We start from the raw sequence: 14,411 nt of genomic DNA, 5'->3' as shown, positions 1-14,411 counted from the left end.
CGTGATCGGACAGCATCGGAAACGTCAGGACCGACGCAGCGACGCTATCGAGTGCGGTTACAGTCACCTCATGGTGAATGTTGCCAAGGATCAGGCTCCCGTTGGCGCGGATTTGCCATCGGCGGCGCCCTCAGCCAGCCCAGCCCGCGAGCCCGTCGGCGGAGTCACCCTGGCGGACCTGCTCAGCCTGCCCTCGCTCGCGGATGCCGAGCCCGCCCAGGCCGGCGACCTGCATCGCGCCGTGGTGCGCGCTTCGCTGCTCGGCGCGACGGCCGAGCCCCGCCACCACCTCGTCTGCGCCGAGGCCGGGACCGTCCAGGCGTGGGAGGACGCGGGGCGCGAGCCGGTGACGCAGGTCGCGCTCGGCGGCGCGACCGCCCTGGTCGTCGTCGGCGGCCACCCAGACCAGCTGGACCGCTGGCGTGGGGCGGCGGCCAGCCAGGCGCTGCCGCTGGTGGTCGCGGCGACCCGGGTGCGCGCCGAGCAGGTCGTCACCGAGGTCCTCGACGCCGTGCTCGACCAGCAGTCCGGGATCCTCGAGCGCGTCGAGGAGACCCACCGGATCCTCGTCGAGGTGGTGCTCGCCGGTGGCGGGCTGGAGGACCTCTGCCGCCGGCTCGCGGAGTTCCTCGGGGGCGCCGCGATGGTGACCAGCAGCGACGGACGGGTGCTCGCCCAGGCCGGGTCCGACCACGAGGTCGCGGCGGCGCTCGCCCTCGACTGCTTCGATCGGACCGGTCGGCTCGTCACCGAGCGCGAGCCGGTCGGCATCCGGCCCCCTGACGCGCCCAACGCCCGTCGCGCGATGGTGCGCATCGCCGCGGGCCAGACCAACCACGGCCTGCTGGCCCTCTTTGTCGAGGACCGCCCGCTCACCGCCGACGACGTCCACCTGCTCGAACGCGCGGCGACCGTGGCGGCGCTGGCCATCACCAAGGAGCAGGCCGTCTCCGCCGTCGAGAGCAAGTACCGCGCCGAGTTCCTGCGCGACGCCCTCTCCGGCCGAGCCGGACCAGCCACGGAGGCAGTCGCCCACGCCGCCGCGCTCGGGTGGGACATCGACCGGCGGCTCGTCGTCGTGGTCGCCGAGACCGACGAGGACGACACCCACACGAGCCGGCCGCCCGAGGAGGTCAGCTCGCTGCAGCACCGCTTCGCCAGGGCCTGGAGCCAGACCATGGCGGTCCGCGACGTCAAGGCACCCGTCGTCGGGTTCAGCCAGGAGGTCGTCGCGCTCTTCGCCGTGCCCGACCAGGCCGACACCGACGCGATCATGCGCACCGTCGCCGAGGTGGTCCGCGTGGTCCGGGGCATCGGCGGGGGCGGGCGACGGACGTTCTCGACCGGCGTCTCGCGCCCGATCGAGTCGGTGGCGGACCTGCCCCAGGCCTACGACGAGGCGCTCAGCGCGGTCAGCGTGGGCCGCCAGCTCCATGGCGACTCGGCCGTGACCCACTTCGACCAGCTGGGTATCTTCCGCCTGTTGGCGCTGATCCCCGACAGCGCCGACCTGCGCCGTTTCGTCGACGAGGCGCTGGGCGACCTGGCCAGGGACGACAGCCCCGAGAACGCCGACCTGCGCCGGACCCTGTCGATCCTCATCGACACCAACATGAACGTCGCCGAGACCGCCCGGCTCATGTTCTTCCACTACAACACCCTCCGGTACCGCATCGCGAAGCTCGAGAAGCTGCTCGGCCCGTTCACCTCCGACCCGCAGCTGCGCCTCAAGCTGGCGCTGGCCCTGAAGGTGCACCAGATGCGGGGTATCTGAGCCGCACCACAGACTCTGCCGAAACCCCACCCGGGGCGGATAGCAACAATTGCCCAACGCAGAGGACTTCCGGCCCGCTAGTTTTCGCCTATCCCGCAAGGGAACGTGGGCCACGTCATACCGGTTGACGCGGCGGTGAACAAGGAGTCCGCATGGCTGTGGGATTGGGATGGAAACTGCACGGCGACGGCCGCACGATGGGGCCGAATGACGTCGTTGCACCCGATGAGCGCCTCTCCTGGGGCAAGACCATCGGCCTAGGGGCCCAGCACGTCGTCGCGATGTTCGGAGCGACCTTCGTCTTCCCCCTGATCATGGGCCTGAACGCCCAGCTCGCGATCATGATGAGCGGGATCGCGACGATCTGCTTCCTGCTGATCGTCCAGGGCAGGGTTCCGAGCTACCTCGGCACCTCCGCGTCGTTCGTCGGCGGGGTGGCCGCCATCCGCGCCCAGCCGGGCGCCGACTCGGCCCGGGTCACCGGCGCGATCCTGGTCGCCGGGCTCGTGCTGGCCGCGGTCGGCATACTGATCCACTTCCTCGGCTCGGGTGTGCTCCACAAGGTGCTGCCCCCGGTGGTGACCGGCGCCGTGGTCATGCTCATCGGGTTCAACCTCGCCCCGGTCGTCGCCAACATCTACTGGCCCCAGGACCAGTGGGTCGCGCTGCTCGTCATGGTCTTCGTCATCATCTGCGCCGTGGCGTTCAAGGGCTTCATCGGCCGCATCGCCGTCTTCCTCGCGCTGGTGTTCGGCTACGTCCTGTCGTGGATCTTCGACAAGGCCTTCGGCCAGATCACCTCGTTCAACCCCGGGGCGGGCAAGATCACGACCCACTTCCGCACGAGCTTCGACAGCATCAAGGCGGCCGACTGGATCGGCTTCCCGCCGCACACCCAGATGGTGGCTGGCAAGGAGGTCGTCGGCTGGCACGCACCGAGCTTCTCCGTCGCCGCGATCCTGCTGGTGCTTCCCGCAGTGATCGCCCTGATTGCGGAGAACACCGGTCACGTCAAAGCCGTCGCCGAGATGACCAAGCACGACCTCGACCCGGTCATGGGCCGGGCCATCGCTGCGGACGGTATCGGCACCGTGCTCGCCACGGCGGTCGGCGGCTCCCCCACCACCACGTATGCCGAGAACATCGGCGTCATGGCGGCGACTCGTGTCTACTCCACGGCCGCCTACTACGTCGCGGCCATCGTCGCCATCGTGTTCGGCCTCTCGCCCAAGTTCGGCGCGCTCGTGGCGTCGACGCCCGGCGGGGTGCTCGGTGGGATCACCGTGGTCCTCTACGGCATGATCGGCCTGCTCGGCGCCAAGATCTGGAAGGAGAACGGCGTCGACTTCGGCAACCCGATCAACCTGGTTCCCGTGGCCGCGGGCATCGTCATCGGCATCGGCAACGTCTCGCTGAAGTTCAATGACAGCTTCTCGCTCACGGGTATCGCGCTCGGCACCATCGTGGCGGTCGCGGCATACCACCTCGCGAAGGCGCTCGCGCCGGCCGACCTTCGGGCTCGCGCCGACGGCACCGTCATCACCGTCGGTGGGCATGAGACCTACGGAGACAGCGACGGGGTGGACGACCTCTACCAGGACGACACCAGGCGCTGACCCCCCCGTGTGGGCCCCCGATGAGCAGTCGGGGGCCCACACCCGTTTCCCCCGTCCCTTCGAGAAGGCAGGATCAGTCTGTGAAGCCCGCACCGTTCGTGCACCACGCACCGCGCTCCGTCGAGGAGGCCGCCGCGACGCTCGCGCAGGTCGGACACGACGGCAAGGTGCTCGCGGGCGGCCAGAGCCTGATCCCCATCCTCAACATGCGCCTGGCCTCCCCCGCCCACCTCGTCGACATCAACCAGGTGGCCGGTCTGGCGGAGGTGACCCTCACCCCTGAGGCGGTGCGCGTCGGGGCCTTGGTTCGCCACGCAAGGCTCGAGCACCACCCCGAGGCGTATGCCGCCCTGCCGCTGCTGCGCCAGGCGCTCACCCACGTGGCCCATCCGGTCATCCGGAACCGCGGCACCACGGTGGGGTCGATCGCGCACGCCGACGCCGCCGGCGAGATGCCCGCGGTGCTGGCCCTCACCGGCGGTGTCGTCGAGGCGGTCTCGACGGCCGGCACCCGCGACATCGACGCCACCGACTTCTTCCTCGGCGCGCTCGAGACCTCACTCGCGGAGGACGAGCTCGTCGTCGCCGTCCGTTTCCCGCGCTTTGCCACGGGGACCGGCACCGCCTTCCTCGAGCGGGCCCGCCGGCACGGTGACTACGCGATGGCCGGCGTCGCCGCGGCGGTCCAGGTGGTCGACGGGGCAGTCCGCGACGCACGGCTGTCGTTCGTCTCGGTGACCGACGTCCCCCGCGTGGTCGACGTGACCGACCAGGTCCGCGGCCACGAGGCCGACGGGCTCGACTGGAGGGCCGTCGCGCCGACCGTGCGTGACCAGATCGAACCCGAGGGCGACATCCACGCCACGGCGGAGTACCGCGCGATGCTCGCGATCGAGCTGGCCCGTCTTGCCCTTGACGAGGCCACCGCGAAATCCGTTGCCGCACAATACGACTCAGCCGCAGAGAGGGGCATCGCCCGATGAGCGAGCCGACCACGGAGGAACTGCTGGACATCACCCTCACCGTCAACGGGGTGCGGCGCCAGGCCCAGGCCCCGGCCCGGCGGCTGCTGTCCGACTTCCTCCGGCACGACCTGCAGCTCACCGGCACCCACGTCGGGTGCGAGCACGGCGTCTGCGGTGCCTGCACGGTGCTCGTCGACGGCGCGCCCATGCGCTCCTGCCTGATGTTCGCCGTGACCGCGCAGGCGCACGCCATCACCACGGTCGAGGGGCTGGGCACCATCGAGGCCATGGGACCGGTCCAGCAGGCGTTCACCGAGTGCCACGGGCTGCAGTGCGGCTTCTGCACGCCCGGCTTCCTCACGACCATCACGGCATACCTCGAGGAGAACCCCGAGCCGACCGAGCACGAGGCCCGCGAGGCCATCTCGGGCAACCTGTGCCGCTGCACGGGCTACCAGAACATCGTCAAGTCCGTGCTGCGGGCGGCCGAGATCCGCCGCGAGCGGGCAGCGGGGACCCGACCGTGACGACGAAGATGTTCGGCGCGCCGATCCGCCGCAAGGAGGACCCGCGCCTGGTCACCGGCGGGGGACGCTACCTCGACGATCTCGGTCACGGCGCCCTGGCCGCTGCCTTCGTGCGCAGCCCGCACGCCCACGCGCGCATCGTCGACATCGACGTGAGCGGAGCGCTCGAGGTCGACGGCCTCGTGGCGATCTACACCCACGAGGACCTCCCGGGCCGGGTGGGCGAGCCGCTGCCGCTGCTCATCCCGCACCCGGCGCTCACCCACGGGCGCACCCCCTACGCGCTGGCCAAGGACGAGGTCAACCACGTCGGCGAGCCGGTCGTGATGGTGGTCGCCCGCGACCGCTACCTGGCCGAGGACGTGTGCCAGCGGATCAGGGTCGACTACGAGCCGCTGGCCCCGGTCGTGGGCATCGAGCGGGCACGGGACGGAGCCGAGCTCGTGCACCCGGACGTGCCGGGCAACGTGGCGGCGCACCTCGTCCAGCAGAACGGTGACGTCGAGGAGGCCCTCGCCGGCGCACCACACGTGCTCGACCTCGACCTGTCCATCGAACGCAGTGCCTGCATGCCGATGGAGGGCAAGGGTGTCCTCGCCCGCTGGGACCCCGAGAAGGCCGAGCTGCGCATCTTCTCCTCCACCCAGACCTCGACCGGCGTGCGCGCGGCCGTCGCGGCCAAGCTCGACCTGCCTCTGGCCAAGGTCGAGTGCATCGCGCCCGACGTGGGGGGCGGCTTCGGAGTGAAGATCATGCACCCGTGGCCCGAGGAGATCCTCGTTCCGTGGGCCGCGAAAACCCTTGGGCAGCAGGTGAAGTGGACCGAGGACCGGCGCGAGCACTTCATCTCCTCGGCGCACGAGCGCGGCCAGCTCCACCAGGTGCGGGTGGGCTTCGACGACGACGGGCGGCTGCTCGGTCTCGACGTGAAGTTCTGGCACGACAACGGCGCCTACACCCCCTACGGAATCATCGTCCCGATCATCACCTCGACCCAGCTGCTCGGCCCCTACAAGCCGGGTGCCTACCGCTGCGAGTTCTGGTCGCTCTACACGAACACCGTCCTCGTCACGCCGTACCGCGGCGCCGGGCGACCGCAGGGCTGTTTCGCGATGGAGCGCACGATGGACGCCATCGCGGACTACCTGGGCCTGGACCGCGCCGAGGTCCGGTCGCGCAACTTCATCCTGCCCGAGGAGATGCCGTGGGACCACGGCCTGCTCTTCCAGGACGGGCGGCCGCTGCGCTACGACTCGGGCGACTTCCCGGCATCCCTGGCCAAGCTCAAGGCGCTGGTGGGCTGGGACGACTTCGCGGCATACCGCGCGGAGGCGCAGGCGCAAGGCCGCAAGGTCGGCCTGGGCATCGGGTGCTACGTCGAGGGCACCGGCGTGGGCCCCTACGAGGGCGGCCACATCCAGATCGAGACCAGCGGTCGGGTCAACGTCTCGACCGGTCTCACCTCCCAGGGCCAGGGCCACGAGACGTCCTTCGCCCAGATCGTGGCGGAGGAGCTCGGCGTGCCGATCGAGGACGTGTTCGTCACCACCGGCGACACCCGCCGGATGCCGTATGCCGTGGGCACGTTCGCCTCCCGCGCGGCGGTGATGAGTGGCAACGCGATCGCGCTCGCCACCCGCAACGTCAAGGCCAAGGCCCTGCGCATCGCCGCCGACGCCCTCGAGGTGGCGGTGGAGGACCTCGAGATCGTCGACGGCGTGGTCCAGGTGAAGGGCGCTCCCGGCACCCAGATGTCCCTCGGCACCGTCTCGGTGCTCTCCAACCCGCTGCGCTACGCGTTCGACGAGGCGGCCAAGGCAGCCACCCAGTTCGCGGGCACGACCGACCTGTCCAAGCCGCCGGTCGCCGACGACGACGAGCCCGGCCTCGAGGGCAAGGACTTCTACTCACCGACCCAGGCGACCTTCGCCAACGGGATGCACGCCGCCATCGTCGAGACGGACCCGGTGACCGCCGAGATCCGGATCCTGCGCTACTGCGTGGTCCACGACTGCGGGACGATGATCAACCCGATGATCGTCGAGGGCCAGGTGCACGGCGGCGTGGCCCAGGGTGTGGGCGGCGCCCTCTACGAGCGGATGGTCTACGACGAGTCGGGGCAGCTGCTCAACGCGTCGTTCATGGACTTCCTCATGCCCTACGCCTCCGAGGTCCCGTTCATCGAGACCGACCACCTCGAGACGCCGTCGCCACTGAACCCCTTGGGCATCAAGGGCGCTGGCGAGGCGGGGTGCATCCCGGTGACGGCCGTCATCGCCTCGGCCATCGAGGACGCCGAGGGCTTCCCGATCACGTCGATGCCGATATCCCCTGTCGAGCTCTGGGAGCTCCGCGCGCGCCACGCGCGCGGCGAGCTGCCCTCGCTCGCCCACCACGCGGCATACCGCACCAGCGAGGAGAACCAATGAAGATCTCTGGCTCCGCCACCCTGACGTCGAACCCCCAGCAGGTGTGGGACGCGTTCCACGACCCCGCCGTCCTGGGCCGCTGCCTGCCGGGCTGCGAGTCGCTCACCGAGCTCGGGCCGGACCGCTACGCGATGACCGTCACGGCCGGTGTCGCCGCGATCAAGGGCACCTACGACGGCACGGTGGCGCTGCTCAACCCCGAGCACCCGACCCAGTTCACGATGAAGGCCACCGGCGCCGGCGGCCCCGGCACCGTCGACGCCGACGTGGTCGTGCGGTTGAGCCCCTCAGCGGCCGGTGGCACCGACCTCACGTACGACGCCGACGCAGCCGTGGGCGGCATGATCGGCGGCGTCGGGCAGCGCATGCTGGCCGGTGTCACCAAGAAGATGGCCGGCCAGTTCTTCGAGGCCGTGGACAACGACATCGCAGGGGTTCGCAAGGAGAAGAAGCCCAAGACGCCAGTCACCGGGGAAGTCCCCACCGGCTCCAAGCCGATCGAAGGTGTGGGGACGTCGGTCGCGGCCTTCACCGGCCGTCAGTTCGGCTGGGGTGTGCTGACGGGCGGGGCGATCGCCCTGGCCGGGGTTATCGTGGGTTGGGCGATCGGAGGACGTTGATGCGCGCTTTCACCGCTGCCGCCGTGCAGCTCGCTCCAGCACCCGGGCCGTTGTCTGCCGAGACGGTGCGCAAGAACCTCGACAAGTGCGTCGACTTCACCCGGCGCTGCGTGGACGCCACGGGCGCCGAGCTGGTGGTTCTCCCGGAGTCGGCGACGACCGGCTTCACCCCCGACTGCTCCACCGACGAGCTGTGGGACCTGGTGTCCGAGATCCCCGGCCCCGTGACCGAGCCGGTCCAGGCCGTCGCCCGCGACCTGGGGGTGTACGTCGTCCTCGGCACCTACGAGCGCGGACCTGAGCGGGGCACCGTCTACAACTCCTCGGTGCTCATCGACCGGTCCGGCGACGTGATGGGCGTCTACCGCAAGACCCACCCGTTCTGCACCGAGCACGTCGACGGCGGCGGCTGGGTGACCCCGGGCGCCACGGTCACGGTCTGCGACACCGACCTGGGCCGGATCGGCATGATCATCTGCTTCGACGGCGACTACCCCGAGCTCTCCCGGATCCAGGCCGTGCAAGGCGCCGAGGTGATCTGCCGCCCGTCGGCCCTGCTGCGGTCCGCCGACATCTGGGAGCTCACCTCGCGGGCCCGGGCCTACGACAACCACGTGTTCGTCATCGGCGCGAACGCCACCGGGGTCGATGCGGCCGGCGTGCTCTACTTCGGCAACTCGCACATCGTCACGCCCACGGCGCACATCGTCGCCAAGGCCGCGTCGCACGAGGGCTGGGTCTCGGCGCGACTCGACCCCGACACCGCGCTCGCCTCGCTGACGCCGGGCTCGAATGTCAGCCAGGGATTCGACCACCTGCGCGACCGCAACCTCGACCTCATCCGCGGCTACCGCGACGACCTCGAGCGCCCCGCGCAGACCTCCTTCCCCCACTGACCGACGCCTCCCGACCGTCCGGGAGCCATCGCTCGGGAAGCTGTCCAGGAGCGACGTCATTACCGGAGCGTGCGCGGCGGGGCTCATCGAGCTCCCACTCACGGCACGACACGGTGCCGCCATCGCCCACTTCGACACCCTCGTTCGGCACGATCCGTTCGACCGGATCCTCTTGACCACCGAGCCCGACCTCACCCTCGACGCACGCTGCTAGGGCCGGAGCCCGCAGGCGAGCGCAGGCGAGGTATGCCGGGTGGGCAGCAGGCGGCATACCTGAGCGGGATGGTTGGCACATTGTGCCAACGCCGCAGGACCGCCCCGTCGGTTTGAATCGCACCCATGGAGCAGCGACGGATCAGGATCGGGATCGACACCGGGGGAACCTTCACCGACGTGGTGGCCCTGGACGAGGGCACCGGCGAGCTGGTCACCACCAAGACGCCGTCGACGCCGAGCAACCCGGCGGACGGGTTCATCAACGGGGTCACCAAGGTGCTCGACCTCATGGGCGCCCCCGGTGCGGACATCAGTGCGGTCAGCCACGGCACCACCGTCGCCACCAACAAGCTGCTCGAGGGCAAGGTGGAGCGGCTCGGGTTCATCACGACCGAGGGTTATGAGTTCATGCTCGAGATCGCCCGGCAGGCGGTCCCCGACGGCTACGGCAACTCCTACTTCTGGGTCAAGCCGCCCCGCATCGTGCCTGCAGACGCCGTCCGCACCGTCGGTGGCCGGATGGACTTCCAGGGCAACGAGATCCGGCCCTTCGACGAGGAGACCGCCGTGGCAGCGGCCCGGTGGTTCAAGAACCGCGGCATCACCACCCTCGGCGTCTGCTTCCTGCACTCGTACGCCAACGACGCCCACGAGCGGGCGATGCGCGAGGTTCTTCGCCGCGAGCACCCCGAGGCCATCGTGTCGATCTCCAGCGAGGTGCTGCGCGAGTACCGCGAGTACGAGCGGTCGATGACGACCCTGGTCGACGCTGCGGTGAAGCCCAACGTCAGCCGCTACGTCGCGAACATCCACACGCGCCTCGAGGACTTCGCGCCCGGCATCCCGTTCTACATCATGAAGTCCAACGGCGGCGTTCTGTCGGCCGACGAGGTCGTCCACCAGCCCATCACGACGGTCCTGTCGGGCCCGGCCGCCGGAGCCCTGGGCGCGGGCCTGATCGCGAAGCGCGCCGGCTTCTCCAAGGTGCTGACGTGTGATGGTGGTGGCACCTCGACAGACGTGTCGGTCGTGCTCGACGGCGAGCCCACGCTGACCACCGAGGGCACGGTCGGGGCGTACCCCAGCAAGATCCCCATGATCGACGTCGTCACCGTGGGCGCGGGCGGTGGTTCGATCGCGTGGATCTCGCCCGAGGGCATGCTCAAGGTCGGTCCTCAGTCCGCCGGCGCCGACCCGGGACCGCTCTGCTACGCCAAGGGGGGCACGGAGCCGACGATCACGGACGCCCACGTGGTCCTGGGCCGGATCCCCCCACACCTGCTCGGCGGCGAGATCCCCCTCGACGTCGACGCCGCGCGCGCCGGCATCGATGCCCTCGCCGACCGACTCGGCATCGACCCCGTCCACTGCGCGACCGGCATCCTCGAGATCTCGGCGTGGAACCAGGCCAACGCCTTGCGGCAGGTCTCGGTCAAGCGGGGCCTCGACGTGCGCGACTTCATGCTCACGACCTTCGGTGGGTCCGGGTCGCTGCTCGCTTGTCGCCTCGTCGACATCCTGGACCTCGCCGGCGTGGTCGTCCCGCAGAACCCCGGCAACGTGTCGGCGTTCGGGCTGCTCACCGTCGACGTCAAGAACGACTACGTCCAGACCATGGTCGCCAAGCACCAGTCACTCGACTACGCAGCCGTGCAGAAGACGTTCGACGAGCTGGCCGACAAGGCGGCGAACGCCCTTGATGGTGAAGGCTTCCCGCGTGACGAGCACCGCTACTCACGCACCGTCGACCTGCGCTACTTCGGCCAGGCCTTCGAGGTGCGCGTCGCCGCCCCCGACGGCCAGACGATCGACGCGGCGTATGCCGACCAGGTCGCCGAAGCGTTCCACGCGGAGCACCGCGCGTTGTACGGCTACGACTTCCGTGACGACCCGACGCAACAGGTCGAGTGGGTGAACCTCCGGGTGACCGGCGTCGGGCCGATCACCCGCCCCGAGCTGCGCGAGGTCGCCCGGGCCGAGGGGGGCGCACTGCTCGCCGACCGGGCCCTGAAGCTCACCCGCCCGGTGTGCTTCGACGCCGAGCTGGCCTACGCCGACACGCCCGTCTACTGGCGCCCAGATCTGCGGTCCGGCGACACCCTCCAGGGCCCGGCCGTCATCGAGGAGTTCGGCTCCACCGTCCCCGTCCACCCCGGCTTCACCGTCCGCGTCGACGCGCTGGGCAACCTCGTCATCACCAAGGAGGCCTGACGTGACCACCCACGCAGACGCGCCCGTGAACCCCGCCGGCCTGCCCACGGCATACGAGCACGGCGGCCGGCTCACCGCCGAGGGGACGACGGTCGACCCGATCCTCGTGGAGATCGTCCAGGGCACCCTCGCGAGTGTGGAGATGGAGGTGGAGACCGCCATCGCGCGCACGAGCCGCTCCCCCATGATCCGCGACGCGCACGACTTCCGCGCCGGCATCCACGACCGCCAGCTGCGCAAGCTCACGGGACGGTCGTACTCGGCGCTGGTCCACCCCATCGTGCGCGACTTCCCGCTCGACGAGATGGCCGAGGGTGATGTCTTCTTCCACAACGACGTCTACGAGTCCGAGGGCGGGATCGGCCACCTGCCCGACCTGTGCGTGACCGTTCCGGTGTTCTGCGACGGCGAGGTGGTGGCGTTCGTCCAGGCGTTCGGACACCACGACGACATCGGCGGGGCGTGCCCGGGATCGATGCCGAGCGGCGCCACGAGCGTCTTCGAGGAGGGTCTGTCCGTCCCCCCGATCAAGCTGTGGGACAAGGGCGTTCCCAACAAGGCGGCCTTGCGCATCATGACCCGCAACTCGCGCATGCCCGACTCGCTGGCGGCCGATCTCGACGCCGAGTGCTCGGCCTGCCTGATGGGCGCGCGCCGCCTCTCGGAGCTGTTCGCCCGCTACGGCCGCGACACGATCGAGGCGGCCTTCGACACCATCCTCGACCAGACCACCCAGACCTACCGCCGCGAGATCCTCTCGAAGATCCCCGACGGCACCTACGTCTGGGAGGACTACGCCGAGCACGACGGCGTCGACGACCCCCGGCTGCACACCCAGCGCATCACGCTGACCAAGACCAGCGACGACGGTGGCCGGCTCATCATCGACTTCACCGGGACGGCGCCGCAGGCCAAGGGCCCGATCAACCACTGCGGCGACTACGTCGGCGGCAACTTCCTCAAGAAGTGGCTCGCGCCCATCCTGCGCAACCTCGCCGACACCCCGGAGCGGATGGCCGAGCTCGACGTCAACGAGGGCATCGTCCCCCTCATCGAGATGCGCTTCCCCGAGAAGGGGACGCTGCTCACGCCGATCTTCCCGGCGCCGACGAACGCCCGGACCTTCGTCATCCTGAGGCTGCTCGGGGTGCTGGCCGGCGTCGTCGCCAAGGCCGTCGACGGCAAGATGCCCGCCGACCAGGAGACCATCCGGTACACCGGCGTCTACGGCAAGGACCGCGACGGCCAGGACTACCTGATGCGCGAGGTGCTCGGCGGCGGCTCGGGTGGGCGGTACTACGCCGACGGCGAGGACACCATCCACGTCGTGCCGGACTCGCGCAACCTGCCGACCGAGTTCACCGAGAGCCGCTTCCCGTTCGTCGTCGAGCGCCTCGGGCTCGCCGTCGACTCCGGCGGCGCGGGGCGCTACCGCGGCGGGCTGGGCTACGAGAAGCAGATCCGCATGCTCAAGGACGCCCACTTCATGTCGATCGCCGACCGCTCGATCCTCGCCTGCTGGGGAGTCAAGGGCGGCAAGGCCGGTATGCCGTTCAGCGTCACCATCGACGTGGGGGGCCCGAACGAGCGCGAGGTCGACGCCCTGGCCGACGCCGAGCCGGTGCTGGCTGGACAGGTCATCCGGATCCGCACGACTGGTGGCGGCGGCTGGGGCGATCCGCTCGAGCGTCCCTACGCCGAGGTCGAGCGCGACCTGCGCTGGGGCAAGGTCTCCTTCGAGGGTGCGCGCACGGCATACGGCGTGGTGGCCTCGGGCACCAAGGACGAGCCGGTGATCGACGAGGCCGCGTCCGACGCGCTGCGGGCGCAGCTGCGCGACGCCCGCCCGAGCGAGGAGCCGTTCTTCGACCGCGGGCCAGGCTACGCACGGCTCGCCGAGGGCAGGACGGCCGCCGAGGTGGACTGGCTGTGAGCGTCGCGCCGAGGCTGGCTACGCCTAGGCTGCGACCGTGAACGCACCGCTCGAGGACATCGTCGTCATCGACCTCTCGCGCGCCCTGGCCGGCCCGCATGCCGGAATGATGTTGGGAGACATGGGCGCTCGGGTCATCAAGGTCGAGACACCGGGCACCGGTGACGACACCCGGGGCTGGGGACCGCCCTTCGTCGGACCCGAGGACGACCCGATCTCGACGTACTTCCTCGCGGCCAACCGCAACAAGGAGTCGATCACCCTCGACCTCAAGTCCGACGACGGCCGTGAGGTCCTCACTCGGCTCGTGCGCCACGGCGACGTGCTCATCGAGAACTTCCGGCCCGGTGTCCTCGCCCGGCTCGGCTTCACGACCGAGCACCTGCACGAGCTCAACCCGCGGCTCGTCGTCCTGTCGATCAGCGGCTTCGGCCACGACGGGCCGCAGGGCGGGCGCGCGGGGTACGACCAGATCGCGCAGGGCGAGGCCGGCCTGATGTCGATCACCGGTCCCGATGCCGATACCCCCCAGCGGGTCGGCGTGCCGATCGGCGACCTGCTGGCCGGCATGTACGGCGCCTACGGTGTCGTCGCGGCGCTGCACGAGCGCGCCCGCACCGGACGCGGCCGGGTCGTGCGCACCTCGCTGCTCGCCGCCATCGTCGGGGCGCACGCGTTCCAGGGCACCCGCTACACCGTCGCCGGCGAGGTCGGCCGCGCCCAGGGCAACCACCACCCGTCGCTGTCGCCTTATGGGCTGTTCCACTGCGCTGACGGCGACATCCAGGTGGCCTGCGGCAGCGAGTCGCTATGGCGCAAGCTCGCCGAGGCGTTCGACATCGACCCCGCCACCCCTGGGATGGCCACCAACCGTGAACGCAGCGTCAACCGCGACCAGGTGACCGCGGCCCTCAATGCCGCGTTCGCGGCATACCCCCTCGAGGAGCTGTTGCCCCGGCTGGCCGAGCTCGGCATCCCGGCCGGTGAGGTGCGCACCCTCGACCGCGTCTACGACTGGGAGCAGACCCGCTCGCAGGGGCTCGTGCTCGACATCGACCACCCGGTGCTCGGTCCCATCGAGATCCCCGGGCCGCCGATCCGCCTCGACGACAACCCGTATGCCGGTGGGCGGGCCGAGCACCTCGCCCCGCCGCTGCTGGGCCAGCACAACGAGAGCATCCGCGCGTGGCTGGACGCACAGGACGCCAGCGCGGGCTGACCAGC

10 protein-coding genes are annotated in these 14,411 nt (G+C 70.4%); all 10 read left to right on the top strand.

The window, feature by feature from the left end; all coding sequences use genetic code 11:
- The first annotated feature begins 70 nt into the window (after window positions 1–70).
- Window positions 71–1,774, top strand: coding sequence for a CdaR family transcriptional regulator (locus GKE56_RS00160; protein WP_154682840.1), 1,704 nt, complete (start codon window positions 71–73; stop codon window positions 1,772–1,774).
- 152 nt (window positions 1,775–1,926) lie between these two features.
- A complete protein-coding gene (locus GKE56_RS00155) occupies window positions 1,927–3,390 on the top strand; it encodes a uracil-xanthine permease family protein (RefSeq protein WP_154682839.1) in 1,464 nt (487 codons plus the stop codon).
- Window positions 3,391–3,470: 80 nt separating this feature from the next.
- Window positions 3,471–4,373, top strand: coding sequence for a xanthine dehydrogenase family protein subunit M (locus GKE56_RS00150; RefSeq protein ID WP_154682838.1), 903 nt, complete (start codon window positions 3,471–3,473; stop codon window positions 4,371–4,373).
- Window positions 4,370–4,882, top strand: a complete 513-nt coding sequence (locus tag GKE56_RS00145; protein WP_154682837.1) for a (2Fe-2S)-binding protein — start codon at window positions 4,370–4,372, stop codon at window positions 4,880–4,882. The genes GKE56_RS00150 and GKE56_RS00145 overlap by 4 nt, the downstream gene beginning before the upstream one ends.
- Entirely contained in the window at window positions 4,879–7,311 is a 2,433-nt protein-coding gene (gene cutA / locus GKE56_RS00140; protein ID WP_195908192.1) for an aerobic carbon-monoxide dehydrogenase large subunit, read from the top strand. The genes GKE56_RS00145 and cutA overlap by 4 nt, the downstream gene beginning before the upstream one ends.
- Window positions 7,308–7,931, top strand: coding sequence for a carbon monoxide dehydrogenase subunit G (locus tag GKE56_RS00135; RefSeq protein WP_154682836.1), 624 nt, complete (start codon window positions 7,308–7,310; stop codon window positions 7,929–7,931). Before cutA ends, GKE56_RS00135 begins: the two co-directional genes overlap by 4 nt.
- On the top strand, window positions 7,931–8,827 hold the full coding sequence (locus GKE56_RS00130; protein ID WP_154682835.1) for a carbon-nitrogen hydrolase family protein: 897 nt from the start codon (window positions 7,931–7,933) through the stop codon (window positions 8,825–8,827). The genes GKE56_RS00135 and GKE56_RS00130 overlap by 1 nt, the downstream gene beginning before the upstream one ends.
- A gap of 339 nt (window positions 8,828–9,166) precedes the next feature.
- Window positions 9,167–11,254 carry a hydantoinase/oxoprolinase family protein gene (locus tag GKE56_RS00125; RefSeq protein WP_154682834.1) on the top strand — a complete coding sequence of 696 codons (2,088 nt, stop codon included), beginning with the start codon at window positions 9,167–9,169 and terminating at the stop codon, window positions 11,252–11,254.
- Window position 11,255: 1 nt separating this feature from the next.
- The gene (locus GKE56_RS00120; RefSeq protein ID WP_230209063.1) at window positions 11,256–13,187 is read left to right on the top strand and encodes a hydantoinase B/oxoprolinase family protein; all 1,932 of its coding nucleotides are present in this window, start codon (window positions 11,256–11,258) and stop codon (window positions 13,185–13,187) included.
- 37 nt (window positions 13,188–13,224) lie between these two features.
- Complete coding sequence (locus tag GKE56_RS00115; protein ID WP_154682833.1) at window positions 13,225–14,406, top strand: CaiB/BaiF CoA-transferase family protein; 1,182 nt, start codon at window positions 13,225–13,227, stop codon at window positions 14,404–14,406.
- Window positions 14,407–14,411: the final 5 nt, after the last annotated feature.

The organism is Nostocoides sp. HKS02 (assembly GCF_009707485.1).
Lineage (GTDB): Bacteria > Actinomycetota > Actinomycetes > Actinomycetales > Dermatophilaceae > Pedococcus.
The sequence above is the reverse complement of the archived record's forward strand: the minus strand, read 5'-3'. Positions and strand labels throughout refer to the sequence as shown.

Excerpts from the sequence above, each read along its gene's own strand:
- GKE56_RS00160 (WP_154682840.1), top strand. The coding sequence starts at position 71 with ATGGTGAATGTTGCCAAGGATCAGGCTCCCGTTGGCGCGGATTTGCCA.
- GKE56_RS00155 (WP_154682839.1), top strand. The coding sequence starts at position 1,927 with ATGGCTGTGGGATTGGGATGGAAACTGCACGGCGACGGCCGCACGATG.
- GKE56_RS00145 (WP_154682837.1), top strand. The coding sequence starts at position 4,370 with ATGAGCGAGCCGACCACGGAGGAACTGCTGGACATCACCCTCACCGTC.
- GKE56_RS00135 (WP_154682836.1), top strand. The coding sequence starts at position 7,308 with ATGAAGATCTCTGGCTCCGCCACCCTGACGTCGAACCCCCAGCAGGTG.
- GKE56_RS00130 (WP_154682835.1), top strand. The coding sequence starts at position 7,931 with ATGCGCGCTTTCACCGCTGCCGCCGTGCAGCTCGCTCCAGCACCCGGG.
- GKE56_RS00125 (WP_154682834.1), top strand. The coding sequence starts at position 9,167 with ATGGAGCAGCGACGGATCAGGATCGGGATCGACACCGGGGGAACCTTC.